Genomic DNA, 26,812 nt, shown 5'->3' with positions numbered 1-26,812 from the left:
ATAGCCGATATGCTCAAGTTCGTTTGTTCCTTTCTTATAATCAATAATGTAGTGATTTATCTTTCCTGACACCCGGGTCTCGGTGCTACTGAGATCCGGGTGTCAGGGCCTTTTCCACCCGGGTACTGGTGACTGTAGATGTAGGTGGCGGTGAAGTTTATAGCTTACTTCGTCATGTTCGCCCTACCTGTTAATCGGTTTATTGGCTACAGTGACAGATAAGTGACATTGGAGTGACATATATTTTTGTCTAATGTCACTCATAGTTGTATTGATATTCAATGGAAATAGAGGAGTAGTGACAGAGTGATATTTAATTAACAAGCTATGAATATCCCCCGATGAAGTCCCTTTGGGATATCCGGATAGCGTAATTGCGTATTTTTCTTTGAATATATTTGCCGAGTATATTAAAAAATGTATATAGGAATTACTGTTGTCATATAATAGTTATGAAACCACAGAATAGGTTGCCTGAATGCGTTCTTGTTTTTGGGACACCTTAATTAATGGGCTTTCTTCGACTAAAAGGTCTAAAAATCAGGGATGAAGAAATCGCATTAGCCATCTTTGTATTTTGCAAATAAATAAAAAAAGGGCGTCTTTATTTTGTTTGTTTTTAATATTTCTACCTTTGCGGACAACTAGCGCTAGTTGTTTAAACTTATTTCCTAAATAAGTTTAAACGAGCGATATACTAGTTTATGAAAAAAATGCTGGAAGCGAAGGTTGCGCAGAAACCGGCGTGGTCCGAAAAATGTCAACAACATCGTCCGGCAAAACCAACAGGCCGACAAGGCAGAACGTTACCTCGCAAAAGTCACCCCTTCCTCACAAAGGAAGCTGGCTAAAGCGATCTTCTTGATGCTCGACGAACGATGGACAGGAGCCGAAATGGCTGAAGCTGTAACTGCCAATCTAAAAATCGTAAAGCGGATGCAATAATATATGCGAAGAAAGCTATTTATTAATATTAAATTTCAACTGAAAATAAATGAAAGAGAAGTATGAAAAACCTGTCGTTGAAGTTGTACAGGTAGAGTTTAATGAGTGTATTGCGGGATCGTCTACTCCTGGGCCTAATGTGAAGCAAGGGACATCTGTCCACGAGACTCTTAATGGAAATCGAGGAGATAGAACATGGGGGAAAATTTTCCCTGTTGATTGAATTTGCTAAGTTTATGAATTATAAAACTCTTGAATAACAAATGAATCAAATGAATAAAATGAAGCAAATTATTTTCGGTTTCATGGCAGTTGCTTTCATGGCAGCCTGTTCATCCGGAGAAGAATTAGGACAAGAACCTCAAATAGATAACAAAGAATGGAAATCGATTAGTTTCTCGACAGGTGTTGAACAGGGAACAACTGTTAACACTAGAACGATTGGCGATTTAGACCCCAACTCTCTTCCAAAAGCTGCCTATCCCGAGGGATTAGGTATTTATATGCATCAGTATGACGTAGATAAGGAGAAAACATCGGAATCAATCGTTATCAATGAAGAAGGTAGTAGCAACAACCGGACTGCTCACTTTGTCTATAGGATAGATGTGAATAATAATTTGGTTCATCTTAAAAAAGACGAAGATAGTAGTGAGGAAATAGCCGTTAGAATTGCTGAAAAACAAACAGGTTATATTTATCCGGATAATTGCGACTTATTCTTTTTTGCTTCTAGAAAAGAGGTTGATAAGATACAATTCCCGAAAGTTGAAAATAATCTTTATGAGAATGAATACCCAGGTGCTCGTGAGGAATTTGGTGATAAACTATTCAGTTCAGAGGGTTATTTTTTTCAATGGAAAGAACCTGGGAAAGAACTGGGATTGTATTATATACTTAGTAATGATTATGATGCTAGCCATGTCTCTAAGTTTGAGATAGTGGAAGTTCCGAATTGGGAGAAAATGCAATTGGATTTATCCATGAAGCGTTTGACTGTTTGTGTCTCTGTCAGATTGATGCTGATAAAGGAATATGGAGAAGATAAAGTAGAGAGTATATACAATGAGAATAAAGATTTAGAAAGCGCAGTAGATGCTACAAATGTGGCTTTGCGAGAATATGTAAAATCGCAAGGGTATAGCGACGAAGTTATTAAGTCTTTTGAAACATTTGATGTGAGAAATATTTGTGTTCGGAAAAAAATACTCCAACGCTTTCCGATTGTTTACGACTGGAAAGGTGGTTTGTCGACTAAGGATAGAGGAAACTTATATTTGTGTAACTTAGATTATCCTTCTTGGATAGATAAGCCAATTAGTTACGAAAACGGAAAATACGATATATATGGTTTGACGGCTACTTGTGACAATGAGCCTTTTATACCTTTTAGACTTAGTAGCCCAGGAGGACTTCCCAATATACCTTTGACTTTGTTTTTGGGTATCGGTGATTATGAAACTAGTGAAGTTAGTAAATTGGTAAGTTACACTATTAATATTAGTAATCTCAGTCTTAATGCTAATACACATACTTACTTGTATGTAGGATTTGCATTGCAAGATATTGTTGATTTGTATCTTATGTTGTCAGGACAGGAAGATTTGGTTAAAACCCGTTCTGCCTCTCCTATGCCTGAAGTTATTTTACCTTCTAATCGGTTATTCATAACTTCCGAGCCTTACACCGGCCAACACGCACATTGAAACTAGAGAGTAAGATTTTCCCTCATATAACTTCAATACACACGTTTCAGCCTTCAGCTGTGTTTTCAATAAATACGGTTGAAGGATACTGAAACGGTATCTTTCTGATTGCGGTAGTCACTTGGAGTGGCTGCCGCAACTGTATTTGGTAGCTGCTACAGATATATCAAATCACGGCCTACCCATTAAAAAAAGCCTGTGTCAATACAAACACAGGCTTTTTAATATCCTTATCTATCAAATCTTATTCCCACTCGATGGTTGCATTGGGTTTCGGAGACATATCGTAGCAAACGCGGTTTACGTTCTTTACCTCTTTCAAGATACGATCTGTGATCTTCATCAAGATAGGCCAGTCTACCGGTTCGATAGTGGCTGTCATGGCATCAACCGTATTGACGGCACGGATGATAACAGGCCAGTCGAAAGAACGGGCATTATCACGTACACCAACTGATTTGAAATCGGGCACTACTGTGAAATACTGCCATACCTTCTTATCCAAACCAGCCTTCTGGAACTCTTCACGCAGGATAGCATCCGATTCACGAACGGCTTCTAGTCTGTCGCGCGTAATAGCACCCAGACAACGTACACCTAGACCTGGACCGGGGAACGGCTGGCGGTAAACCATTTCGTACGGCAAGCCCAATTCCAGACCGCAAGCACGAACTTCGTCCTTGAACAGCTGACGCAGCGGTTCAACCAATTCGAACTGTAAATCTTCAGGCAGACCGCCTACGTTGTGGTGAGACTTTACCATCTTCGCAGTCTTCGTTCCACTTTCCACGATATCCGGATAAATAGTTCCCTGAGCCAGGTAATCTATACCGTCCAGTTTACGTGCTTCCTCTTCGAATACGCGGATAAATTCTCCACCGATGATCTTACGTTTTTCTTCCGGATCGGCAACGCCTGCCAGTTTATCGAGAAAACGGTCGGTAACATCTTTGTATATCAAGTTGGCATTCAACTTGTTTTTGAATACTTCAACGACATCTTCCGATTCACCTTTACGCATCAAACCATGGTTTACATGTACGCAAACCAGCTTGTCGCCGATCGCTTTCAGAAGCAGTGCGGCAACAACCGAGCTGTCGACTCCGCCCGATAAGGCCAATAATACTTTCTTATCGCCAACCTGGCGTCTTACCAGTTCAATCTGGTCATTGACAAAGTTTGTCATGTTCCAGTTGGCTTCCGCTTTGCAAGTATCGAAAACAAACGGTTTGACAGCTTTCTTGATAGCTTCTATATCGTCGGTAAATTCACCCAGTTTAACTTCGCATAATGCTTTGTCGTGACCGGCAGCCATAACGGGAATTCCCATGGAATAAATAGCCGGATCCACATCGATGGCAACACCGTCGATTACATGGTTAGGACCACCGTTGATGATGATACCTTTTACGTTCGGGAGAGCTTTCAATTCTCCGACAGTGATGTCGTGAGGATAAATTTCACTGTAAACTCCCAATGCACGGATAGCTCTTGCCAATACCGTATTTTCATGACTTCCCAGGTCTAAAATAACGATCATATCTTGTTTCATCGTATTCCTATTAAAATTAGTATGTTAATTAGATTATCCTTCTGCTTGTTTTATTCCCACTCAATTGTTGCAGGCGGTTTGGAACTGATGTCGTACACAACGCGGTTCACACCTTTTACCTTATTGATAATTTCGTTGGATACTTTTGCCAGAAATTCGTAAGGCAATTGTGCCCAGTCGGCTGTCATGGCATCGGTAGATGTTACGGCACGTAAAGCGACCGTATTTTCATAGGTGCGTTCGTCGCCCATTACTCCGACCGACTGGATCGGAAGCAGGATTACTCCGGCCTGCCAGATTTTGTCGTAAAGCCCCCATTCGCGCATCAGTGACATATAAATATCGTCGGCATCCTGGAGGATACGTACTTTTTCAGGAGTAATATCACCTAAGATACGGATACCTAGACCAGGACCGGGGAACGGATGGCGTTTGATCAGGTGCGGCTGCATACCCATCTCGATACCGACACGGCGAACTTCGTCTTTGAAAAGCAGGCGAAGCGGTTCTACCAACTTCAGTTTCATCGTGTCAGGCAGACCGCCCACATTATGATGGCTCTTGATCACAGTCCCTGTAATGGATAAAGACTCGATTACGTCCGGATAGATCGTACCTTGTCCCAACCATTTGATATCTTTCAGCTTATGAGCTTCTTCGTCGAATACATCGATAAAGCCTTTACCGATAATCTTACGTTTCTGCTCCGGCTCGGTCACTCCGGCCAATGCTTTATAGAATTTATCTTTGGCATTCACCCCGATAACATTCAAGCCCAGGTGTTCGTAATCTTTCATTACGTTTTCGAACTCATTCTTGCGTAACAAGCCGTGATCGACGAAGATGCAAGTCAGGTTTTTGCCGATTGCCTTGTTCAGCAATACCGCTGTAACGGAAGAGTCCACACCGCCCGATAAGGCGAGGATCACTTTGTCGTCGCCCAGCTGTTCTTTCAGTTCGGCTACTGTCGATTCGATGAAAGAAGCCGGTGTCCAGTCTTTGGCGCATCCGCAGATATTCAGGAAATTATCCAGCAATTTGGTTCCGTCTGTAGAGTGGAACACTTCCGGATGGAATTGTACGCCCCAGGTCTGTTCGCCTTCCACATGATAAGCGGCAGCCTTCACGTCGTCCGTGCTGGCGATAACCTTAAAGTTGTCAGGCAATACGGTGATTGTATCTCCATGTGACATCCATATCTGTGAACCTGTATCGATGCCTTTCAGCAGAGGATCATCATTGTTGATATACGATAGATTCGCACGTCCATACTCGCGTGAGTTGGCCGGTTCTACATTGCCTCCGGATGTATAAGCCAGAAACTGAGCCCCGTAACAGATTCCTAAAACCGGATACTTGCCACGAATTTCACTCAAGTCGGCCTTGAAAGCATTTTCGTCGTAAACGGAGTAAGGACTTCCTGAAAGGATCACACCTTTCACATCTGTTGCATCATGGGGAAATTTGTTGTAGGGAATGATCTCGCAATACATGTTTAATTCTCTGACCCTGCGGCCAATCAATTGCGTTGTTTGCGAGCCGAAATCAAGAATAATAAGTTTCTCGTGCATGCAGTTATTATTTAATTGAGTGCGGCAAAGGTAGTAATTTTATTTAGAAAATCTGTAAAGCTCATCCTATATATAAAGGTACCGATGGGGGATTTCAATATATTTTTTATGATTTCACAAAAGTTTCATCCGAAAGAAACTGTGTTTTCTCTCGAAAGAAACTATATTTTCTCCCGAAAGAAACTAAAAAGATGTCGGTATATGTTGAAAGGATGGTTTAGTTCTTAAAAAATGTATAAACAGACTGGATATGTTTTAATACATCTGATTAAACATTACCTTTGTACGTTCATTTTTAGAAGAACCGTATGGATACAGAAAAGAAAGAAACAAAGGAAATAAATAAGCTCTCATTATTAATCATGGCAGTAGTCGTTTTGATACTGATTATTGCCGGTGCCGCTTACTATATTTATCAGCAGAAACAGCAGATGAATGATTTGGTTGAGGCGTATGATTTGGATAAGCAAACGCTTGAAGACGAGTTTAATGAGCTGTCTATGCAATATGAAGGGTATCAGTTTAAGGTGGGTAATGATTCCTTGATGAGTCTGTTGTCTACGGAACAGGCGAAAGTTCAGCGATTGATGGAAGAACTTCGTACTGTGAAAGCGACGAATACCAAAGAAATAGCCCGTTTGAAGAAAGAACTGGAAACGCTTCGTAAGATCATGCGTAACTATGTGGTCCAAATCGACTCTCTGAACAGAGCGAATGAACAATTGCAGGTAGAGAAAAAAGAAGCCGTTCAGAAATACCAGCGTGCCACTTCGCAGGCTGCCACCTTAAAGAAAGAAAAAGAAAAACTGTCTGAACGCGTTACCCTGGCAAGCCGTCTGGATGCGACGGGTATCACGGTTACTCCGGTCAATTCGCGTGGAAAACTGGCGAAGAAGATCAAACGTATGGAACGTTTCGTACTGGACTTCCGCATAGCTAAAAATATTACCGCTCCTGTCGGAGAAAAGACCGTTTATGTACGTATCATGAAGCCGGACGACGATGTGCTGGTGAAAAGCCGTGCGGATGTTTTCGCCTTTGAAGGAAAAGACATCAACTACTCGATGAAGAAACTGATCGAATATGACGGGGAAGAATATCCGGTTACGATGTATTGGGATATCGAGGAATTCCTTTCTCCGGGAACTTATCGGGTGGATATTTTTATTGACGGCAACCTGATCGGAAAGAGAAACTTCACGTTGGAAGATTAACGATGGAGACAGATGCTCATTTGACAAAGCTTTTAGCGGATCTTCCGGAATCTTTGGCCCGTGACGAAGTTTTTGTGAGTGAGCTTAACAACATCACCAAAGTGGTCGCTGTCGACAAAGGTGACTATCTGCTCCGCACCGGCGAAATATGCCAGGATGCCTATTTTATAAATAAAGGACTATTCATTAATTTATATGTAAGCGAAAAAGGGGATGAATGCGTAACCGGTTTTTCTTCCGATTACTTATATCCTTTCCTGTCCGCTATCGGATATTTTACCCAGGCACCTTCCGAGTTCGAGATCAAGGCGCTGGAATCCGGAGAACTGCTCCGGCTATCACGTGCTCATATCGAGGACCTTTCCCTACGCTATCCGTTATTTGCGTCGTATTACCAGAATGCGATGCTGACCATTATATCGAAGTTGTATTCCATGTTTGCTATCCGCCAGTCCTGTACCGCCGAAGAATTTATCAAATATCTTTACAATCACTACATGTGGATCATGCAGCGTGTTCCCGACAAATATATTGCCCAATATATGGGAATCAGCAATGCGTGGTATTGCAAGCTGAAAAAGCGCATCTTTAATTGAATTAATTCAATTTTATATTTAAAGTAAACCAGTACTTTTGCATCGGAAAATCGTACTTTTGTTTGTGTACGAAGAATATAGGATTATCGACTATAAACAATAGGAGATAGCTGGTTGTTTTTTATTATGAATAAGGGTGATAAATTGTTTTAGTGGTTAAAATAAAGTCTCCGGATGAAAAAACAATAAAAAGATGAAACGGATTATCGTATTAGTAGGATTGTTGGTTTGGTCTGGTTATGCCAATTCCCAACAAACGCTGACATTGGAAGAATGTCGAAACTTAGCTATTCAGAATAATAAAGAATTGCAAATGTCCGGTGAAAAAGTGAAGGCGGCTAATGAAGAAAAAAAGGCGGCTTTTACTAAATATTTCCCGCAACTTTCCGCGATGGGAGGCTATATGTGGAATCAGAAAGATATCAATCTGCTGGACATGGACGCTTTGAGTGCCAAACTGGGTTCTGCCCTGGGACCTATTGCGCAGCTTCCTGTTTTCGGTCAACTGATGGGAGGAGTGGACGAGATGCAGCATCTGGATGTACAGAATATCTGGGTAGGAGGTGTTTCGCTGGTTCAGCCTGTCTTCATGGGAGGAAAGATAGTTTCCTATAATCAAATCACCAAATATGCCCGCGAGCTGGCTGAGTCGATGAACGACCTTCAGCTACAGGAAGTCATTTATAAAACCGATGAAACATACTGGCAGGTGATCTCTTTGGTCAACAAAAAGAAGCTGGCGGATGCCTATGTCGGATTGCTCCGTAAAATGGACAGCGATGTGACGGCCATGATTGCAGAAGGCGTTGCTACGCAGGCAGATGGACTCTCGGTGAAAGTGAAGCTGAATGAAGCGGAAATGGCACAGACGAAGGTGGACAATGGTCTGGCTTTATCGCGTATGTTGCTGGCGCAGATTTGCGGATTGCCCCTCGATGAACCTCTGGCACTGGCAGATGAAAACATAGAGAATTTCCCTGTACATGCGAATGATGCCGTTGCGAATGTCAATGAAGCTTTTACAAACCGCGATGAACTGAAAAGCCTGGAACTGGCAACAAAGATCTATCAGAAAAAAGAACGTATTGTTTTAGCGGATATGTTACCGAATGTCGCCCTGTCGGCAAACTATCTGGTAACGAATCCGAATGCATTCAATGGCTTTAAGAATGAATTTGCCGGAATGTTCAATGTGGGCGTAATGGTAAAAGTGCCTTTATCCGGTTGGTGGGAAGGTAGTTATAAACGGAATGCCGCCCGTGCCGAGACACGTATCCAGATGCTGCAACTGATGGAAGCACGTGAAAAAGTTGAATTGCAGGTGAACCAGTCTGTTTATAAAGTGAATGAAGCCAATAAGAAACTGACCGCTTCTTCCCGTAATATGGAGAATGCGGAAGAAAACCTTCGTCATGCTAATCTGGGTTTTGAAGAAGGTGTTATTCCGGCACTGAACCTGATGGAGGCGCAGACTGCCTGGGTTTCGGCTCGCTCCAGCCTGATCGATGCCCAGATAGAGGTGAAATTAACAGAAGTCTACCTGTCGAAGGCTATGGGTAAACTCTCGGTAGACAAACAGAAGTAATAACAATAAAAATATACAAAGATGAACGAGAATAAAAAGTTTTCGATCAGCAACATGATGTTGGCATTTATCACGGTATTGGTCGTGATCGGATTAGTCGCATTGACCGGTTTCTTTTTGCTTACTCCTCCCGATGATATTATTATGGGGCAGGCAGAAGCCAACCAGGTTCGTATTTCCGGAAAAGTTCCCGGACGAATCGAATCGTATCGTTTTGATGAAGGAGATAAAGTGAAAGCCGGCGACACACTGGTCTATCTGAATACGCCGGAAGTGCTGGCGAAACTGCAGCAGGCGGAAGCCGCTCAGAAAGCCGCTGAAGCACAGAGTGCGAAAGCGATCAAAGGTGCCCGTGCGCAGGAAATAGCCGGTGCTTACGAAATGTGGCAGAAAGCACAGGCGGGGCTTGAAATAGCGAAGAAATCGTATACCCGTGTTCAGAACCTTTACGAGAAAGGAGTCATGTCCGCTCAGAAAAGGGATGAAGCCGAAGCGAATTATAAAGCGATGGTAGCTACGGAGAAAGCAGCTAAGTCACAGTACGATATGGCGATGGACGGTGCCCGTTCGGAAGACAAAGCGGCAGCGGCAGCCCTGGTTCAGCAGGCCGGAGGCGCGGTAGCGGAAGTGGAATCTTATCTGAAAGAGTCGGCTTTGGTTTCACCGATCGACGGCGAAGTATCCGAACGTTTCCCGCAGGTGGGAGAGTTGGTCGGAACCGGTGCACCGATCATGAATATTACCGACCTGAACGATATGTGGATATCATTCAGCGTGCGTGAAGATCTGTTGAAAGACATCAAGATCGGATCGGAACTGAATGCTTTCATACCTGCACTCGACAATAAGCCTGTGAAACTGAAGGTATATTATCTGAAAGACATGGGATCGTATGCCGCCTGGAAAGCGACGAAGACAACCGGACAGTTCGATTCCAAGACTTTCGAGGTACGTGCCCGTCCGCAGGAGAAAATAGCTGACCTGCGTCCCGGAATGTCTGTTGTAATGAAGAAAAAAGGAAACGAAATATTATGACCTTGAAGCAGAGTTTACATAGTATCTGGAATGTGGCGAAGCGGGAGATGCAGCGGCTGACATCGAAGCCGATCTATTTCTTCTGTATGCTGATCGCTCCGGTTCTTTGTGTCGTCTTCTTCCTGTCACTGATGCAGGAGGGGTTGCCGACCAATTTACCGATCGCCGTGGTCGACATGGATGGCTCTGCTACTTCCCGCAACCTGATCCGGCAGCTGGATGCTTTTGAGCAGACTGAAGTGGTCTATAAGACTGCCACGTTCGACGATGCACGCCGGGAAATGCAAAAAGGAAATGTGTATGGTATTTTCTATATACCGAAAGATTTTGCCGTGGAAGCAACTACGGGTAAACAGCCTACCTTGTCCTTTTATACGAACGGGACATATCTGATCGCAGCGTCCTTGCTTTTCAGGGATATGAAGACCATGTCTGTTCTGGCGGGTGCTTCAGTCGGTTTGCAGACCGGACTGGCGAAAGGATATACGACTGACCAGATCATGGGACAGCTTCAGCCGGTAGTAGTTGATACGCATGCACTCGGTAATCCCTGGCTGAACTATTCCGTTTATCTGAATAATACGATTTTGCCGGGGATGCTTCAGTTGATGATCTTTCTGGTGACGGTTTTCAGTATCGGAACGGAACTGAAATACTCGACTGCCCGCCAGTGGCTGCAGACCGGAGGCAACTCGTTTACAATAAGCCTGTTGGGGAAACTTCTGCCGCAGACAGTTATCTTCACGGTAATAGCGCTGTTGTGTAGTTCTGCCTTATACGGCTTCAATGCCTTTCCGTTGAATAGCGGATGGATGCCGATGATCGCAGCTTTGTTCCTGCTGGTTATTGCTTCGCAGGCGGTAGGCGTATTTATGATCGGAGCATTACCTACTTTACGTCTGGGTCTGAGTTTTGCCAGTTTGTTCGGGATGATTGCCTTTTCTATTGTCGGTTTTTCTTTCCCGGTTTTGGGAATGGATCCGACCTTGCAGGCATTAAGTACCCTGTTCCCCCTGCGTCATTATTTCCTGATCTATGTGGATCAGGCATTGAATGGGAGAGATTTGTTTTATTCATGGACGGAGTATCTGTGGTTGACGGGCTTTCTGATCTTGCCGTTCCTGATCGGGAAACATCTCAAGAATGCATTGCTGTACTTTAAGTATATTCCGTAAAACAGAAAGTAATGAAAAGAGAACATCGTTTACGATATATAATCAAAGAAGGCATTCAGGATACCTTTTTTATTTGGAAAGACGAGTTGAAGAATGTCTTCAAAGACTCGGGAGTCATGATCTTTTTCTTCCTGGTCCCGTTCGTCTATCCGCTTTTGTATGCTTTTATCTATAACAACGAAGTTGTGCACAATGCCAAAATGGTCGTTGTGGACCAGTCGGATTCATATCTGAGCCGAGAATATATCCGTAAGGTAGATGCGACAGCCGACGTGAAGGTGGTCGCTGTATGTGCGGATATGGAGGAGGCAAAACGGATGCTGGATGAGAAAAAAGCATACGGGATATTGTATTTTCCCGGTGAGTTCAGTAAAGACATACATAAAGGAAAGCAAGCGACTGTTTCGCTTTATTGCGACATGAGTGCGTTGCTGTTTTATAAGGCTTTCCTGTTGGCAACAACCGAAGTTTCGTTTGAAATAGGCAAGGAACTCCGGGCACAGAATAACCCGTCGTCGACGATAGAGCAGGAGAAGATTACGATTAATCCTATTCCGTATGAATCGGTAGCCCTGTTCAATTCGCAAAATGGCTTTGCCAGCTTTCTTGTCCCGGCTATCCTGATTTTGGTTATCCAGCAAACACTGATCCTGGGGATCGGTATGTTGGGAGGAACTGCACGCGAGAAAAACCGTTTTCACAGCCTGGTACCGGTCAGCCGTCATTTTAACGGGACGTTGCGTATCGTATTCGGTAAATCGCTTACTTATCTGTTGCTATACGTAGTCGTTTGTATCTGGGCTTTAGGGGTGGTGCCGAAGTTATTCTCATTGCCGCAGGTGGGTGAGCCGTGGACGGTCATGCTGTTTGTCTTGCCTTATCTGTTCGCCTCCATCTTTTTGTCGATGACGTTATCCGGGTTTATGACCAGCCGTGAGTCGCCGATGCTTGTTTTTGTTTTTACCTCGGTGATCCTGTTGTTTATCTCGGGTGTTTCCTGGCCCAAGGAAGCGATTCCTCCGTTCTGGAAGGCAGTAGGCTATCTTTTCCCTTCAACTCCGGGTATACAAGGATTTATCCGTATTAATACGGCAGGAGCCACTTTGAATGAAGTCGCTCACGAATATCGTACGCTGTGGATACAGGCAGGCGTTTATTTTATTACCGCATGCATGATTTACAGATATCAGATTCTGCGTAGCCGGAAACTGATCATAAAACAATATCGGTATATGAAGATGCAACGAATGCTGCATGGTAGTCAAAAGTAGTGTTTTTGATGGATTTTAACGAAATAATGTTAGAATCCATCAAATATAGTCTTACTTTTGTACAAATTCTCAATCAAACTTAATTTTTAGTACTATGCAGAACAGACGTAACTTTTTGAAGCAAGCTTCAATGTTGCTTGCAGGAGGTTTAGTTGCACCTCAGTTATTATCTTCTTGTGCCGAAAAATCGAAGAAACATATCGGTTTACAGTTGTATTCTTTAAGAGACCTTGTAAAAGATGAGGGTATTCAGACTGTATTGGAGACTGCTTCCAAAATGGGATATACAAATCTGGAAACAGCCGGTTACAATAACGGTAAGATCTATGGAATGGCTCCTGCCGAATTTAAGAAAATGTGTAATGACCTCGGTATGAAATGTACCAGTGCTCACCTGGGACAGGAGTTCACAAAAGAAAAAGAAGCAGAAGTAATGAGCTGGTGGGATCAGGCGATCGACGCTCATAATGAATTAGGCGTTAAATATATGGTTCAGCCCTGGATGCCGGTGAACGACCAGACTACGTTGGATGACCTGAAGATGTATTGTGATTATTTCAATACGGTAGGTTATAAGACGGCTGCCGCCAGTATTGCATTCGGTTATCACAACCATGCATTTGAATTCCGTAAGATAGAAGATAAGTTGATTTACGATTTCCTGTTGGATAACGTAAGTCCCAATCATGTATTCTTCCAGATGGACGTTTACTGGGTGAAAGAAGGTGGTGCGGATCCTGTTGCTTATCTGAAATCCCGTCCGAGCCAGTTCAAGACCATTCATATTAAAGATGATATGGAAATCGGTGCCAGCGGTAAGATTGATTTCAAGCCTATCTTCGATCAGATGTATGCCAATAATGTAAAAGACTGGTACGTTGAAGTAGAAGAATATACAAATAATAATCCGGTTGAAAGCTGTCAGCAAAGTTTTGACTATCTGAATGCGGCAGATTATGTGAAATAACATCGTAGGGGCGGGGTTTGCCCACCCTTCCATAATGTTTGAATTTTATTGCATCAAGGGCAGGCAGATCCTGCCCCTACAGATATGTTTTCATTATATTATCCCAGTCGTTTGCCAGGCTCGTCATATCCGGATATAACAGGTCGGCTCCTGCATCCAGCAGCACTTTATCGGGCAGCGGTCCCGTATTGACCGCAATTGTAAAGATACCGGCAGCAACGCCCGCTTCCACACCCATCGGTGCATTCTCCACGACAAAGGCTTCATTCGCCTTTACTCCGGCTTTTTCCAGTCCCATCAGATAAGGTTCGGGATGAGGTTTGCCATATTTCACATCAAAGGCCGTAACCATCTTCTCGCGGGTAAAATAACCGGGATACGTATGTTCCAGCTTATTGATGAGGCTATGTTGTCCCGAGCCGGTAACGACTAGTGTCTGTAAACCATGGCTTTTAGCCTGTTTTAAAACCTCGGCAGCACCAGTCATCGCTTTACCATCATTGTATTTGTTGAAAAGCATTGCTTTCTCGTCATATATATCCTGCTTCTCTTGATCTGTTGCGTCACGTTGAAATGTACGCTGATATAACTCATTGATTGTACTTTCTCCGGTACGACCTTCAAACATATAAAAATCTTCTTTTACGGCTTGAAGTTGATGATTTATGGCTGTCTCATACCAGGCTTGGGCATGAAAACGCATTGAGTCGTAGAGCACGCCATCCATATCGAAAAGTACGGCTTTGGGCGAAAGATAATCCTGTTTCTGCTTTTGCAGATAACACTTGATAGCTTCTTGTATCATTCTGTTCATATTCTTAATAATCTCTGCAAAGTTACGAAAATAGTGGTTGTCAAAACTCTTTTTATACACAATGCTCATACGTTTTCAAGCCCGGGATTGTTCTTATTCTAACAATGCCTATCGTAAGACCTTAATAATAGGCATTGTTAGCTCCTTAGAATAGGCATTGTAACACCCTAACAATAGGCATTGATAGAACTATAAAAAAAGGTTGTGCCAAAATGTTGGCACAACCCATTTCTATATCTAAATTCTATCTTTTTAAAGTTTAGCGCGGATCGCTTCGCTTTCCTTTTCATATCCGGGCTTGTTCAACAGCGCGAACATGTTCTTCTTGTAAGCTTCAACCCCCGGCTGGTCGAACGGATTGACGCCCAGCATATAACCGCTGATACCGCAAGCTTTTTCAAAGAAGTAGAACAGCTGACCGATGTAATAAGCATTTACTGCCGGCATCGTGATCTTGATGTTAGGAACGCCACCGTCAACATGTGCCAGCTGAGTTCCCAGTTCTGCCATCTTATTTACTTCGTCCACGCGTTTGCCTGCAAGGAAGTTCAATCCGTCCAGGTTTGCTTCGTCAGTCGGAACGATTACTTTATGATCCGGTTCTTCAATTGAAATGACGGTTTCGAAGATAATGCGTTCACCTTCCTGTATCCATTGACCCATAGAGTGCAGGTCGGTTGTCAAGTCGACAGAAGCCGGGAAAATACCTTTACCGTCTTTACCTTCACTTTCACCGTACAACTGTTTCCACCATTCACCGATGTAATGCAATTTCGGATGGAAGTTGGCTAGGATTTCGATCTTTTTACCGCTCTTATACAATTCGTTGCGAGTTGCAGCATAGATAGCCGACAGGTTTTCTGCAAAAGGAACATCCGTACCCGTTGCTTTTTCCATAGAAACAGCACCGGCAACCAGTTCGCGGATGCTGATACCTGCTACAGCGATAGGCAGCAAACCAACCGGAGTCAGTACGGAGAAACGTCCGCCTACATTATCAGGGATAACGAAAGTCTTATAACCTTCCTGGTCAGCTAATGTACGCAGGGCACCTCTTTTAGCATCAGTAATAGCAACGATACGATGTTTTGCTTCTTCTTTACCAACAGCGTCTTCCAGTTGTTTCTTCAACATACGGAATGCAAGGGCAGGCTCGGTTGTCGTTCCTGATTTAGAGATGTTGATCAGACCGAACTGTTTCCCTTTCAGAACTTCGCACAGCTCATACAGGTAATCTTCACCGATATTCTGTCCGGCATACAGGACAACCGGATTTTTGCGGTCAGACTGTAACCAGTCGAAGCTATTGTTCAATGCTTCAACAACGGCCTTTGTTCCCAGGTAACTTCCGCCGATACCGATAGCTACGACAACGTCACATTTGGAACGAAGCACGTTAGCGGTGTACTCGATGTCTGTCAATTCAGCATCTGTAATAGAAGAGGGGAGATGTAACCAACCTAAGAAGTCGTTACCAGCTCCGTTTCCGTTATGTAAAGTGGCAATACATTCGTTTGCCTTAGCTTCCTGTGCGTATACTTGTTCTTTCGTAACAGCGCCCAGTGCTTTGTCGATGTTAAGACTGATGTTTTTCATATCTACTTAAATGTTTCTGTCAACTGCCGTATGATGGTAGTCGGCGATTTTCTTTCATATAAAATGTCGTATAAGGCATCCAGGATCGGCATGTTTACCTTATATTTCTCGTTTATTTCGTGAATACACTTGGTCCCGTAATACCCTTCGGCGATCATTTCCATTTCCAGTTGGGCGATTTTCACCGAATATCCTTTTCCGATCATCGTCCCGAATGTACGGTTACGGCTGAAACGGGAATAGGCAGTTACCAGCAGGTCTCCCAAATAAACGGAATCAGTAACATCCCGCTCCAGGCTATGTACGGAATTCAGGAAGTTACGCATTTCTTCAATCGCATTGCAGATAAACACAGCCAGGAAGTTGTCGCCATACTTCATCCCGTGACAAATACCTGCAACGATGGCATATACATTTTTCAGTACGGAAGCATATTCTATACCTCTAACATCTTTGCAGCAATAGTTGTTTAAATATGGATTCTGAAATACATGTGCGACAGCCCGTGCGTTATCGATATTGGAACAGGCCAGCGTGATATAGGAGAGACGTTCGAGTGCTATCTCTTCCGCATGGCACGGGCCTCCGATGACTGCGATATGATCCGTCGGAACATTGTAGTATTCCGTGAAATAATCGGCAATCAGCATATTCTCGTCCGGGACGATTCCCTTGATGGCAGAAATGATGAATTTGTCATTCAGCGGAGTGGTGACTTTCATCAAATGCTGCTTCAGGAAAGGAGAAGGGGTAGCAAAGATCAGCGTATCTGAATCTTTGATAACCTCGTTTATATCTGTGTAGAATTTAATTTTGTCTGTATCGAACTTTACGGCCGACAAATAACTTGGGTTATGTCCGGTTTTTAAAAAGTCGTCAACCTGGTCCTGACGGCGCATGTACCAGTTAATACTATCCTGTGTAGAAAGAACAATTTTGGCTAAGGCGGTAGCCCAGCTACCACCTCCCATTATTGCTATTTTACCGGGTAATTTCATGGCATTCCCTTTTATTTGGCCGCATTAGCAATCCAGGCTTCAACTTCTTCAGCCGCAGGATTTTGCAGTTCCAGCTTATACTTCTTGTTCATTTCGCAAAGCTCCTGACGTAACTTGTTAGGATTTAACTCTTTCAGCGTGTCAACAGTTATGTATCCGGCTTTCTGTAATGCCGGAACCCAGGCTTCATCGATTCCTAATGCTACATATTTATCAGCAGTATCTTTCTTTACTGTTTTTTCAGGACGCATCTGCGGGAAGAATAAAACTTCCTGGATCGTCGTCTGGCCTGTCATCAACATCACCAAACGGTCGATACCGATACCGATACCGGATGTCGGAGGCATACCGAATTGCAGTGCACGCAGGAAGTCCTGGTCGATGAACATCGCTTCGTCGTCCCCCTTTTCGCTCAACTTCAACTGATCTTTGAAACGTTCTTCCTGGTCGATCGGATCGTTCAGCTCGCTATAAGCGTTTGCCAACTCTTTACCGTTCACCATCAATTCGAAACGTTCTGTCAGTCCCGGTTTGCTGCGGTGCATTTTAGTCAATGGGCTCATTTCAACCGGATAGTCGATAATGAATGTCGGCTGGATAAATGTACCTTCGCAGAATTCTCCGAAGATTTCATCGATCAGTTTACCTTTACCCATCGTATCGTCGATCTCCATCTTCAATTCTTTACAAATTGAACGGATTTCATCTTCGCTCTTGCCTTCCAGGTCGTAACCGGTCTTTTCCTTGATGGCTTCCAGAATAGGCAGACGGCGGAAAGGAGCCTTGAAGCTGATGGTCTTGCCGTCGACTACGGTTTCGCATGTGCCGTTGACAGCCATACAGATCTTTTCCAGCAGTTGCTCCGTGAAGCTCATCATCCAGTTGTAATCCTTATACTGCACATACAGTTCCACGCAAGTAAATTCCGGGTTGTGTGTCCGGTCCATACCTTCGTTACGGAAGTTCTTGCCGATTTCGTAAACCCCTTCAAAACCGCCGACGATCAGTCTTTTCAGATACAGTTCGGTAGCGATACGCAGATAGAGGTCAATATCTAATGAGTTATGATGCGTGATAAACGGACGTGCACTTGCACCACCGGCGATAGACTGAAGGATCGGAGTTTCTACTTCCGTATATCCGGCATCATCGAGCACAGCGCGCATTGTTTTGATCACTTTTGCACGTTTCATGAAAATATCCTTTACGCCATCGTTTACGATCAGGTCGACATAACGCTGGCGATAGCGCAGTTCGGGATCGTTGAATCCGTCATAGGCAACACCGTCTTTGTATTTAACGACCGGCAGCGGTCTGAGTGATTTGGATAATACCGTTATCTCTTGTGCATGTACGGAGATTTCACCCATCTGTGTGCGGAATACAAAACCTTTGATTCCGACGATGTCTCCGATATCGAGCAACTTTTTGAAAACGACGTTATATAAATCTTTGTTTTCGTCCGGACAAATATCATCACGGGAGATATACACCTGTATTCTGCCTTCAGAATCCTGCAGCTCCATGAAAGAAGCCTTACCCATGATACGGCGGCTCATGATACGTCCGGCAATACTTACAGGACGAGGTTCGGCATCGTCTTTAAAGGATGCCTTTATTTCATTGGAAAATGCGTTTGTTACGTACTCGGCAGCGGGATAAGGTTCTATCCCCATTTGGCGCAATTGCTCCATGCTATTGCGTCTTATGATTTCCTGTTCACTCAGTTCTAATAGATTCATTACGCTATTATTTTGTATAATACGGCGCAAAAGTACAAAACTTTTCTCACTTATCGGTCAAAAGTGAGTCGTAGTTTACTTAATTATATATTTGAAAGGCACTTATGATTACGTATCGCTTCTGGGAGGAAAAAACGTACGTCTTTGCCGTCTTTTAAAGATTGCCGAATAAAAGTAGATGAGACTTCCATCAATGGTGCTTCTACTGCACGAATATCCGGAAAGTTTGCCGGTAGAATGATTTCATATCCTTTACGGGGATAGATCAGGATCGGATAACTGGATATGAGTACATCGGATTCTTTCCAGCGTTTTATGAAAGCCCAGTTGTCGGCTCCCATGATAAAATGGAACTGACGGTCAGGATAGGTACGGTCGAGAGCCCGGAGCGTGTCGATCGTATAGGTCGGCTGGGGAAGAGAGAACTCAAAATCGCTGGCGCGGAATTTCGGATAACCGGCGATAGCTGCTTCGACTAATTCATAACGAAGCTGGTCGTCCATTAATTCTTCGCGGTCTTTCAGAGGATTGTGGGGGGTGATAAGAAACCAGAGTTCATCCAGTCCGGCAAATTCACACAGCCAGTTGGCTAATGCCAGATGGCCGATGTGAACCGGATTGAACGAACCGGAAAAGATTCCGGTTTTTAGTTTCTTTATTGTCGTTTCCACTTTATGAAATTAAATACCTGTGCTCCGAATACCAATCCAGTGGCTAAGGCTATAATATATTCTTTATAAATAAGGGCGGCAATACAAGTACCCAGCGCAGCAAGAGCAGTCAGGGCAAATATGTATCCCCATTTACGTGGTAGCTTACCGTTGGTACTCATGGCTTCGTCAGAAAGTTTTTGATTACTTCAAAGGCTTCTTTCTGTGCCGTTTCCAGATCATCGTTCACAATGCAAACATCGAAGTGGGGAATGAATCCCAGCTCAAACTCCGCTTTGGCAATACGGCTGTCGATTACTTCCGGTGTATCTGTTCCACGACCTACCAGGCGTTCACGCAGGTGATCGATACTGGGAGGCTGAATGAAAACCGACAAAGCACGATCGCCATAGAACTTCTTGATATTACAACCGCCTACTACATCGACGTCGAATATCACGTTATTACCTTCGTTCAGGATACGTTCCACTTCGCTTTTCAGTGTCCCGTAATATTTATCGGTGTAGACTTCCTCATATTCCAGGAATTCATCGGCAGCGATGCGTGCCCGAAATTCGTCGGGAGTCAGGAAATAGTATTCTACGCCGTCCTTTTCTGTTCCGCGAGGAGCACGGCTTGTCGCCGAGATAGAGAAATGCAGGTTCAGGTTCTGCTTCAGCAGATAGTTGATAATGGTTGATTTACCTGAGCCTGACGGGGCGGAGAATATAATTAGTTTACCAGCCATATTATAAAACGTTTAATACCTGTTCTTTGATCTGTTCCAGTTCGTCTTTCATCTGAACGACGATCTTTTGCATTTCTGCATGATTGCTTTTCGAACCGAGGGTGTTGATCTCGCGTCCCATTTCTTGGGCGATGAAACCAAGCTTTTTACCCTGTCCATGTCCATCTTTCATTGTGCTGATGAAATATTTCAGGTGGTTGTCGAGACGGTTCTTTTCTTCGTTTACATCCAGTTTCTCTATGTAATAGATCATTTCCTGTTCAAAACGATTCTTATCGTAATCCTGGTTTGCCACCTTCTCAAGGTTATCCATGATACGTGCTTTGATCTTTTCGATACGTTCGCCTTCGTATTCTTCCACTTCTGCAAGTAAGCGGGCGATGTTACCGATCTTTTCTTCAAACAGCTTCTGCAACATGGCGCCTTCCTGGATACGGAAATCACAAAGATGCTTGATGGCCTCTTTTACTGCTGTGAAAACAACTTCCCATTCGCTTTCGTCTACCTCTACGATTTCCGACTTGATAACATCCGGCATTTTCAGTAATGTCTGGAACCAGTCTGTAGGAAGTGCGATATTCAGTTTGTCTGCGATGTCTTTGATCTGGCTGTAATAACTTTCAAAAGCTGTGAGGTTAATCTGAGTAGGAGTATCTTTTCCTATATATTCAATGTAAATGCTGAAATCGACCTTACCCCGTTCGAGCGACTGAAGCAGCTGGCTACGGATTTGCATTTCTTTATCTTTGTAGATAGACGGAATGCGGGTTGATAAATCCAGTTGCTTGCTGTTGAGCGCTTTTATTTCTACGGTTACCTTTTTTGAAGGAAGTTCGGCTGTAACCTTACCGAATCCAGTCATTGATTGTATCATTGTTCTAAAAATTTGTGCAAAGATAAATTAATCAATTGACAATTGACAATTGACAATTGACAATTAATTGAAAAGGTGAATAAAATAGATGTTTTCGTCCGTTCTGTTCTGTTTATTTTATACTTTTGCATCCATTATCAAAAGATTGGCTTTTGACAAATATAATTGTCAATTGTCAATTATCAATTGTCAATTAATATGTCTTGCATTTTAAATATTGAAACATCGACCTCTGTCTGCTCCGTTGCTCTGTCAGCCGGCGGTGAGGTGCTTTTTGAGAAAAGTTCGTTTGAGGGCCCTTCACATGCAGCCTTGCTGGGCGTTTATGCGAAAGAAGCTATTGCGGTAGTGAAAGCGAAAGGGTTGAAGCTGGAGGCTGTAGCTGTCAGCAGCGGTCCCGGTTCATATACCGGATTGCGTATCGGCGTATCGGTAGCCAAAGGATTATGTTTCGGATACGGTATCCCGTTGATCAGCATTCATACACTGGAAATACTGGCTGTTGCTGCTTTGAAACAGCAACCTGCCGACAAAGATACTTTGTATTGTGCGATGCTGGATGCCCGTCGGATGGAAGTATATGCAGCTATTTACGATACAGATTTGAAAGAAGTTCGCGGAACTTCGGCTGATATAGTAGATGCCGATACCTATGCTTCTTATCTGGAAAAAGGCAAAGTTTGTTTCTTCGGCAATGGTGCTGCCAAATGCCGTGAAGCGATCGTTTCCCCGAATGCGATTTTCCTGGATGATATTCATCCGTTGGCGGTTAATATGATTCCCCTGGCAGAAAAAGCATTTGCAGCCGGTCAGTTTGAAGATGTAGCTTACTTCGAACCGTTCTACTTGAAAGAGTTCCAGGCTACGATCGCTAAGAATAAAGTGCTGGGGTAGGTTATACCTCTTCGCACTTTACCATATCCCACCCCCGGAACTGCAATAGCAGCCGGTGGAGGGTTGTCCCTTCCGTCAATTCTTGTACTTTTTTGTCTTCACTATATTGGTATAATTGACTACGTCCTTCTTCTGCCTGTGCTTCAAGCTCCTTGTCGGTTGCATTACGGGTTGCATATTTTAGTTCGAGGATGTAGCTGTGTTTTATATCGGGATAACGCTGTTTGTTTGGCAAAAGGAAAAAGTCGCAATATCCGTAATTCATTTCCAGTTCAGGCTCTACCAGATAATAGGAAGACAATGCCAGGTACGCTTTCAGAAAACCCTGTAAATTCCTTTCCCCTTCCATTGCATCACGTACGGACGAATTTTCATGATAAGCACGTGCAACAGCTTCAAAGAATGGTTTCCAAAGACCGTCGAAAGCAAGGTTGTCAATCAAATCTTGTAGGTAAGATAAATTGACAGGGAATGTTTGCTGGTAGTAATCGCGAAGGAAACCTAAATATTGTTCTCGAACGCAATTATTAGGAATACACATCTTCAGGCGGTCACCGCGTGTACCGCATATCGTGAGTAATCCGTAATAATAGAGTAGGCTTCTGAAATTGTCGTGCTCTGCTATTTTCTCTGCTGGAAACGAGGTATGCAAATCAACAATGATTTCGCCTTTTGCGGCAATCTCTTCGATTGTACTCATACGATTCCCTTCGTGTGCACTATCATGATCGATGCGAGCAAGCATTTTCAATTTGCTGTAATCCGTACGAATATTTTTGTCTACCATCTCATCCGGCGCACGATGTCTCTGTATTTGAAAATTCAGATAATAAAGCGTCATATCACAATTGAACACCCTGTCCTCATTCAAGCTTTTAGGTGCAAAACAATAGTTGTTATACCATGGCTTCATCTCTGTTATCATTGTTTCAATGTCGCCAGTTAACACATTATTCTGATGATAATAGTGGAACATTTCGCGAACTTCCGTTTCGTTAAATCCCATCATGGAGTTGAATGTCTCGTCTGTTGAAATATTCCAGTCGATATTATATCCGCTGGAAAGATCGTCCAGTGTAACGGGACTGACACCCATCATGAAGATACGATCGAACATTCCCTTGAATTGTTTAAAATATTCGCGGTAGAAACCACTGGCATGTGTAAGGTCACGGAACATTTTTTGCCCGTGTTCGCTTAGTATGACATTCGTGAAGTTATCGTATTCATCAATAATAAGGTACAACGGATGATTTTTCTCTTTTGCTTTTATTTCTATGTAGGAAAGTTTAGCCTTTGCGCTTTCCAGGCTTTCTACCGTTGTCTTGAAGTCGGCATCATAGAAAGGGGCATATTCGTGTGCAAACTGGTTAATGATAATACTGCAATACTCATTAAAACTTGACATCATATCGCTTCCCGGCAATGAACATCCTGCCTTCGAGAAGTCGAAATAAAGGACCTGATAGCGGTTACGCTGGTCGGTCGGATGTTTTCCGATCCATAGATCTCCGAAATATTTGTCGAAATTCTTCTGTTGCAAAATGTCATAGTAGGTACGCATCATACTTAAGAACAGGCTTTTCCCGAAACGCCTCGGACGAATGAGGAAAAGATAGCTGGGCATCTTTTCAATAAGCGGCAAATACTCCGTCTTATCCACGAAATAAAAATTATCGTTCCTCATCCGGTTGAAATCGGATATTCCGTATGGTATACCTTTTACTTGATTCATAATGGCAACTTTTTAATAATGAATACAAAGTTAATTTATTCCGGTAAATAAAGCAATGATCGGGAAGATTCCATTATCATATTCCTATCATCTTATCTAAAGTAATTTTTGAAAATAACTATCATACTATCATTATTTTGTTTAACATATTGTTTATTAGTATTTTATATTATGATGGTTGCCGTTTTAAACTATCATTCAACCATCATCAACCATCATTCATGATAAGTGCGTTGTAATACTGAAATCTATAAATAGACAGGTCGGAAATATATTGTCTAAAATGAAATAAACTATTGAAAAACATTGCTTATGTGCTATGTTTTTATTATATTTGTAAGGAGGAAAAGGTGTTGGCCTCCGGGTCTGAATACCCCTGAGACCCGGGTGTGAGCATCGTTCAGATCCGGGTGTAAAATGGGGTAAAATGCCCGTTTTGGTGAAGTTTTCTAGTATTATTATTAAAATAAAGTACCGACCTATGGCACATTTCTATGTAGTTCGCACAAAATCGGATAAGACAGGTCCGATAGAAAAGAAACTGTTTTATGGAGTACCCGTTACGACGGGGCGGGTCACTACCGAGGAGTTGGCGGAAGAGATCGCTGCTCGCTGCTCATTGACGCGCGGAGATGTGCTTGCCACAGTCTGCGAGATGAGTGATATTATTCTTGAACGTTTGAAAGAAGGCTATTCCGTCGAACTGAAGGATATGGGTGACCTGTATCTCTCGGCAGGGAGTGAAGGGTATGAGAAAGCGAAGGATTGTACGCCGCATCGGGTAAAAGCGAAACGCGTCTGTTTCAGGATGGGGGCACGATTACGTAAGGAAATGCAGTTTTTTAAATTTGAAAGATACCCGTTCGAATGAAAGTAAGCCAATATCGTTATAAGAAAGACCAGCTTATGTTGCAGATACGTAGCCTGGAACCTGTGATGGAGATGTTACGCTCAGATAAAATGGGGGTACAGGTGGCTAATGTCCGTACTAGTTTACGCTTTTCATTGCCGGGGCGTACGAACGAGTGGATACGGAAATTGCCTGTGATCGTGTGGGGAGCAACATTTCTGCGGAAAGACGGGAAGGTACAGATGAAAAACTATACCGGGTATATCCTTTTGGAAGTGAACGGTTTGTCCGGTCCGGAAGAAGCCGCATCGATACGTGAGGAGGCGGCTGCCATGCCTCAGACCTTGCTGGCTTTCATTGGATTGAGCGGCAAGTCCGTGAAGATTGTCGTGCCTTTTACGCTGCCCGATGGCAAGTTGCCGCGTAGCCGGGAGAAAGCCGTTCTCTTTCATGCGGCGGCCTATCAGTTGGCGGTCAGGCATTTTCAGCCTCAGTTGAGCAGCATGATCACATTGAAAGAACCGTCACCGGAGCGAGGGACACGTGTCAGCTATGATACCGGGCTGTATTATAATCCGGCGGCGATATCGATCCGAATGGAACAACCGATACGGATGCCGGAGGAAAGCGAACTCCGTATCGTGCAGGAGGTTCCGCTCGATCCGATCGAACGTCTGTTGCCGGGCGTGAAACGTAATACGCAGATTGCAACCCTGTTCAGTATCGTGCTTTTGGAAGCGGTCCGTAAATTTGCCGGAAAGGAGAGTGACGATCTGCATGCATTGTTTACGGAGATGGCACAAAATAGTTGCCGTCTGGGGATTCCCGAGGAAGAGGCGGTAGGGTGGACCTTACGGTATGAGGCTTTGAAGCCGCATGAATTACTGGTGCGGCAGGTATTCCGGGGAGTTTATCTGCTGAAGAAAGCGATCGGAGGTAAATTACCTTTGCCGGAATGTCTTTCGATGGTGATGCAACTGGATGAATTCATGGAAAGACGTTATTTCTTCCGGATGAACGAGATGAGTGGGGAGGTGGAATATCTCGACCGTTCGGTCATACAGTTCGCGTACAGGCCTTACACCCAGAAAGTGCGTAACAGTATTTGCCTGGAGGCTCAGAAAGAGGGGCTGAATGTGTGGGATAAAGATATCGACCGGTATGTATATTCAGATCAGATACCCTTGTTTCATCCTATCGATGCTTTTCTTGCGAATCTTCCGGTATGGGATGGCAAATCGCATATTCGTGAGATGGCTGCGCGGGTTCCTAACAATAACCCGTTATGGAGTGATTGCTTTTATCGTTGGTTCCTGAGCATGGTAGCTCATTGGATGCAGCTGGATAAAGAACACGGAAACAGTACGACGCCGTTGCTGGTTGGTGACCAGGGATGCGGAAAATCGACCTATTGCCTGAACTTGTTGCCTCCGTCGCTTCGTCCTTTTTATACCGACAGCATCGATTTCGGTAATAAGAAGGAGGCAGAACTGGCTTTGCATCGCTATGCCTTGATCAATATCGACGAGTTCGATTCGGTAAAGGCTTCGCATCAAAGTTTTCTGAAGCATGTTTTGCAAAAGGCCGTGGTCAATGCTCGCTTACCTTATCAGAGTACGACGCGCAGCCTGCGACGTTATGCAACCTTTATCGCTACCAGCAATAATTTCGATCTGCTGACCGATCCGACCGGAAGCCGTCGTTTTATCTGCGTGGAGGTGGAAGGTCTGATCGACTATCTCCAGCCGGTCGATTACGAGCAGCTGTATGCCGAAGCAAAAGAGATGTTGCGCCGTGGCGAACGGTATTGGTTTACGCATGAGGAGGAGGCGGCAATCGTTGAGAACAACTGGCGTTTCCAGCAAATTCCGGCGGAAGAGCAATTGTTCCTGCGTTATTTCTGTATTTCAGAGGATACGGAAGGGATAGAACCTTTGCTGGCATCGGAGATATTAGATATAATTGCAGAGAAACAGCCCGGTTTTGTTATTACGAAGAAGATGATACTCAACTTTGGTAAACTTTTGAAGCGAAACAATGTACCTAATAAACGGATGACGCGAGGGACTTGTTATTATGTAAAAGTGGTATGTGATTGATTATTAAATATTTGTGTAAGTTGTGTATGATAGTATGATAGATGCCATGATAGTTAAAATAAACAACTATCATGGCATTAATGTGTTTATAATCAGAGTGTTATTTCTCGGTTATGATAGTATGATACTTACTTTATTGTTTTGATTTATAGATACTTTGTGCAGTCAATATATAAACAAGCAAAAGTAATCCGT

Annotated in this window: 23 protein-coding genes; 12 read left to right on the top strand and 11 right to left on the bottom strand. The window is 43.6% G+C overall.

Annotated features, from left to right (window positions below; translation table 11 throughout):
- Positions 1–729 precede the first annotated feature (729 nt).
- Positions 730–945 carry a hypothetical protein gene (locus P3L47_RS21770; RefSeq protein ID WP_277782109.1) on the top strand — a complete coding sequence of 72 codons (216 nt, stop codon included), beginning with the start codon at positions 730–732 and terminating at the stop codon, positions 943–945.
- A 272-nt stretch (positions 946–1,217) separates the two neighbouring features.
- The gene (locus P3L47_RS21765) at positions 1,218–2,651 is read left to right on the top strand and encodes a hypothetical protein (RefSeq protein WP_277782108.1); all 1,434 of its coding nucleotides are present in this window, start codon (positions 1,218–1,220) and stop codon (positions 2,649–2,651) included.
- Between the two features lie 244 nt (positions 2,652–2,895).
- On the opposite strand, the gene guaA (P3L47_RS21760) is transcribed toward P3L47_RS21765, so the two are convergent.
- Together guaA (P3L47_RS21760) and guaA (P3L47_RS21755) are read right to left on the bottom strand one after the other, a co-directional pair.
- Positions 2,896–4,203, bottom strand: coding sequence for a glutamine-hydrolyzing GMP synthase (gene guaA / locus P3L47_RS21760; RefSeq protein ID WP_277782107.1), 1,308 nt, complete (start codon positions 4,201–4,203; stop codon positions 2,896–2,898).
- Between the two features lie 50 nt (positions 4,204–4,253).
- Positions 4,254–5,774, bottom strand: coding sequence for a glutamine-hydrolyzing GMP synthase (gene guaA / locus P3L47_RS21755; protein WP_122363525.1), 1,521 nt, complete (start codon positions 5,772–5,774; stop codon positions 4,254–4,256).
- Positions 5,775–6,082: 308 nt separating this feature from the next.
- On the opposite strand from guaA (P3L47_RS21755), the gene P3L47_RS21750 reads away from it, so the two are divergent.
- The 7 genes from P3L47_RS21750 (at position 6,083) to P3L47_RS21720 (ending at position 13,617) form a co-directional block, all read left to right on the top strand.
- Positions 6,083–6,988, top strand: coding sequence for a hypothetical protein (locus P3L47_RS21750; RefSeq protein WP_277782106.1), 906 nt, complete (start codon positions 6,083–6,085; stop codon positions 6,986–6,988).
- A 2-nt stretch (positions 6,989–6,990) separates the two neighbouring features.
- The gene (locus tag P3L47_RS21745) at positions 6,991–7,584 is read left to right on the top strand and encodes a Crp/Fnr family transcriptional regulator (protein WP_122363523.1); all 594 of its coding nucleotides are present in this window, start codon (positions 6,991–6,993) and stop codon (positions 7,582–7,584) included.
- 193 nt (positions 7,585–7,777) lie between these two features.
- On the top strand, positions 7,778–9,169 hold the full coding sequence (locus P3L47_RS21740) for a TolC family protein (RefSeq protein WP_122363522.1): 1,392 nt from the start codon (positions 7,778–7,780) through the stop codon (positions 9,167–9,169).
- A gap of 21 nt (positions 9,170–9,190) precedes the next feature.
- On the top strand, positions 9,191–10,204 hold the full coding sequence (locus tag P3L47_RS21735; RefSeq protein ID WP_122363521.1) for an HlyD family secretion protein: 1,014 nt from the start codon (positions 9,191–9,193) through the stop codon (positions 10,202–10,204).
- A complete protein-coding gene (locus P3L47_RS21730) occupies positions 10,201–11,379 on the top strand; it encodes an ABC transporter permease (protein WP_277782105.1) in 1,179 nt (392 codons plus the stop codon). Before P3L47_RS21735 ends, P3L47_RS21730 begins: the two co-directional genes overlap by 4 nt.
- Positions 11,380–11,390: 11 nt before the next feature.
- A complete protein-coding gene (locus tag P3L47_RS21725; protein WP_277782104.1) occupies positions 11,391–12,650 on the top strand; it encodes an ABC transporter permease in 1,260 nt (419 codons plus the stop codon).
- A 94-nt stretch (positions 12,651–12,744) separates the two neighbouring features.
- Positions 12,745–13,617 carry a sugar phosphate isomerase/epimerase family protein gene (locus tag P3L47_RS21720; RefSeq protein WP_122363518.1) on the top strand — a complete coding sequence of 291 codons (873 nt, stop codon included), beginning with the start codon at positions 12,745–12,747 and terminating at the stop codon, positions 13,615–13,617.
- Between the two features lie 76 nt (positions 13,618–13,693).
- On the opposite strand, the gene P3L47_RS21715 is transcribed toward P3L47_RS21720, so the two are convergent.
- From P3L47_RS21715 to P3L47_RS21680, 8 genes are all read right to left on the bottom strand, one after another.
- Complete coding sequence (locus P3L47_RS21715; protein ID WP_277782103.1) at positions 13,694–14,422, bottom strand: inorganic diphosphatase; 729 nt, start codon at positions 14,420–14,422, stop codon at positions 13,694–13,696.
- A gap of 261 nt (positions 14,423–14,683) precedes the next feature.
- Positions 14,684–16,027: a glucose-6-phosphate isomerase gene (locus P3L47_RS21710; protein WP_277782102.1), complete on the bottom strand. Its 1,344-nt coding sequence runs from the start codon at positions 16,025–16,027 to the stop codon at positions 14,684–14,686.
- A gap of 2 nt (positions 16,028–16,029) precedes the next feature.
- Positions 16,030–17,025 carry an NAD(P)H-dependent glycerol-3-phosphate dehydrogenase gene (locus P3L47_RS21705; RefSeq protein ID WP_122363516.1) on the bottom strand — a complete coding sequence of 332 codons (996 nt, stop codon included), beginning with the start codon at positions 17,023–17,025 and terminating at the stop codon, positions 16,030–16,032.
- 11 nt (positions 17,026–17,036) lie between these two features.
- Complete coding sequence (gene lysS / locus P3L47_RS21700) at positions 17,037–18,767, bottom strand: lysine--tRNA ligase (protein WP_277782101.1); 1,731 nt, start codon at positions 18,765–18,767, stop codon at positions 17,037–17,039.
- Positions 18,768–18,850: 83 nt separating this feature from the next.
- Positions 18,851–19,438 carry a nicotinate (nicotinamide) nucleotide adenylyltransferase gene (gene nadD / locus P3L47_RS21695; RefSeq protein WP_277782100.1) on the bottom strand — a complete coding sequence of 196 codons (588 nt, stop codon included), beginning with the start codon at positions 19,436–19,438 and terminating at the stop codon, positions 18,851–18,853.
- Entirely contained in the window at positions 19,423–19,599 is a 177-nt protein-coding gene (locus P3L47_RS21690; RefSeq protein WP_277782099.1) for a hypothetical protein, read from the bottom strand. Before P3L47_RS21690 ends, nadD begins: the two co-directional genes overlap by 16 nt.
- Positions 19,596–20,165 (bottom strand): guanylate kinase, encoded by a 570-nt coding sequence (gene gmk, locus P3L47_RS21685; RefSeq protein WP_277782098.1) that lies wholly within the window; start codon positions 20,163–20,165, stop codon positions 19,596–19,598. Before gmk ends, P3L47_RS21690 begins: the two co-directional genes overlap by 4 nt.
- Before the next feature lies 1 nt (position 20,166).
- Entirely contained in the window at positions 20,167–21,039 is an 873-nt protein-coding gene (locus tag P3L47_RS21680; RefSeq protein WP_122363511.1) for a YicC/YloC family endoribonuclease, read from the bottom strand.
- A gap of 198 nt (positions 21,040–21,237) precedes the next feature.
- Here P3L47_RS21680 and tsaB point away from each other — a divergent pair, with 198 nt between their 5' ends.
- Entirely contained in the window at positions 21,238–21,933 is a 696-nt protein-coding gene (gene tsaB, locus P3L47_RS21675; RefSeq protein ID WP_277782097.1) for a tRNA (adenosine(37)-N6)-threonylcarbamoyltransferase complex dimerization subunit type 1 TsaB, read from the top strand.
- Between the two features lies 1 nt (position 21,934).
- Here tsaB and P3L47_RS21670 read toward each other — a convergent pair whose 3' ends face one another.
- The gene (locus P3L47_RS21670) at positions 21,935–23,668 is read right to left on the bottom strand and encodes an ATP-binding protein (RefSeq protein ID WP_122363509.1); all 1,734 of its coding nucleotides are present in this window, start codon (positions 23,666–23,668) and stop codon (positions 21,935–21,937) included.
- Between the two features lie 481 nt (positions 23,669–24,149).
- On the opposite strand from P3L47_RS21670, the gene P3L47_RS21665 reads away from it, so the two are divergent.
- Together P3L47_RS21665 and P3L47_RS21660 are read left to right on the top strand one after the other, a co-directional pair.
- A complete protein-coding gene (locus P3L47_RS21665; protein WP_122363508.1) occupies positions 24,150–24,539 on the top strand; it encodes an HU family DNA-binding protein in 390 nt (129 codons plus the stop codon).
- Positions 24,536–26,617: a BT4734/BF3469 family protein gene (locus tag P3L47_RS21660; RefSeq protein WP_277782096.1), complete on the top strand. Its 2,082-nt coding sequence runs from the start codon at positions 24,536–24,538 to the stop codon at positions 26,615–26,617. Before P3L47_RS21665 ends, P3L47_RS21660 begins: the two co-directional genes overlap by 4 nt.
- The last annotated feature ends 195 nt before the right edge of the window (positions 26,618–26,812 follow it).

Source organism: Parabacteroides chongii (assembly GCF_029581355.1).
In the GTDB taxonomy this organism is placed as follows: domain Bacteria; phylum Bacteroidota; class Bacteroidia; order Bacteroidales; family Tannerellaceae; genus Parabacteroides; species Parabacteroides chongii.
Note: the sequence above shows the minus strand (reverse complement) of the source record. Positions and strands in the feature narration are given on the sequence as shown.

What these genes read in the sequence shown, in the direction of transcription:
- P3L47_RS21765 (WP_277782108.1), top strand. Translation starts at nt 1,218, where the DNA reads ATGAATAAAATGAAGCAAATTATTTTCGGTTTCATGGCAGTTGCTTTC.
- guaA (WP_277782107.1), bottom strand. Translation starts at nt 4,203, where the DNA reads ATGAAACAAGATATGATCGTTATTTTAGACCTGGGAAGTCATGAAAAT.
- guaA (WP_122363525.1), bottom strand. Translation starts at nt 5,774, where the DNA reads ATGCACGAGAAACTTATTATTCTTGATTTCGGCTCGCAAACAACGCAA.
- P3L47_RS21750 (WP_277782106.1), top strand. Translation starts at nt 6,083, where the DNA reads ATGGATACAGAAAAGAAAGAAACAAAGGAAATAAATAAGCTCTCATTA.
- P3L47_RS21745 (WP_122363523.1), top strand. Translation starts at nt 6,991, where the DNA reads ATGGAGACAGATGCTCATTTGACAAAGCTTTTAGCGGATCTTCCGGAA.
- P3L47_RS21740 (WP_122363522.1), top strand. Translation starts at nt 7,778, where the DNA reads ATGAAACGGATTATCGTATTAGTAGGATTGTTGGTTTGGTCTGGTTAT.
- P3L47_RS21735 (WP_122363521.1), top strand. Translation starts at nt 9,191, where the DNA reads ATGAACGAGAATAAAAAGTTTTCGATCAGCAACATGATGTTGGCATTT.
- P3L47_RS21730 (WP_277782105.1), top strand. Translation starts at nt 10,201, where the DNA reads ATGACCTTGAAGCAGAGTTTACATAGTATCTGGAATGTGGCGAAGCGG.
- P3L47_RS21725 (WP_277782104.1), top strand. Translation starts at nt 11,391, where the DNA reads ATGAAAAGAGAACATCGTTTACGATATATAATCAAAGAAGGCATTCAG.
- P3L47_RS21720 (WP_122363518.1), top strand. Translation starts at nt 12,745, where the DNA reads ATGCAGAACAGACGTAACTTTTTGAAGCAAGCTTCAATGTTGCTTGCA.
- P3L47_RS21715 (WP_277782103.1), bottom strand. Translation starts at nt 14,422, where the DNA reads ATGATACAAGAAGCTATCAAGTGTTATCTGCAAAAGCAGAAACAGGAT.
- P3L47_RS21710 (WP_277782102.1), bottom strand. Translation starts at nt 16,027, where the DNA reads ATGAAAAACATCAGTCTTAACATCGACAAAGCACTGGGCGCTGTTACG.
- P3L47_RS21705 (WP_122363516.1), bottom strand. Translation starts at nt 17,025, where the DNA reads ATGAAATTACCCGGTAAAATAGCAATAATGGGAGGTGGTAGCTGGGCT.
- lysS (WP_277782101.1), bottom strand. Translation starts at nt 18,767, where the DNA reads ATGAATCTATTAGAACTGAGTGAACAGGAAATCATAAGACGCAATAGC.
- P3L47_RS21690 (WP_277782099.1), bottom strand. Translation starts at nt 19,599, where the DNA reads ATGAGTACCAACGGTAAGCTACCACGTAAATGGGGATACATATTTGCC.
- gmk (WP_277782098.1), bottom strand. Translation starts at nt 20,165, where the DNA reads ATGGCTGGTAAACTAATTATATTCTCCGCCCCGTCAGGCTCAGGTAAA.
- P3L47_RS21680 (WP_122363511.1), bottom strand. Translation starts at nt 21,039, where the DNA reads ATGATACAATCAATGACTGGATTCGGTAAGGTTACAGCCGAACTTCCT.
- tsaB (WP_277782097.1), top strand. Translation starts at nt 21,238, where the DNA reads ATGTCTTGCATTTTAAATATTGAAACATCGACCTCTGTCTGCTCCGTT.
- P3L47_RS21670 (WP_122363509.1), bottom strand. Translation starts at nt 23,668, where the DNA reads ATGAATCAAGTAAAAGGTATACCATACGGAATATCCGATTTCAACCGG.
- P3L47_RS21665 (WP_122363508.1), top strand. Translation starts at nt 24,150, where the DNA reads ATGGCACATTTCTATGTAGTTCGCACAAAATCGGATAAGACAGGTCCG.
- P3L47_RS21660 (WP_277782096.1), top strand. Translation starts at nt 24,536, where the DNA reads ATGAAAGTAAGCCAATATCGTTATAAGAAAGACCAGCTTATGTTGCAG.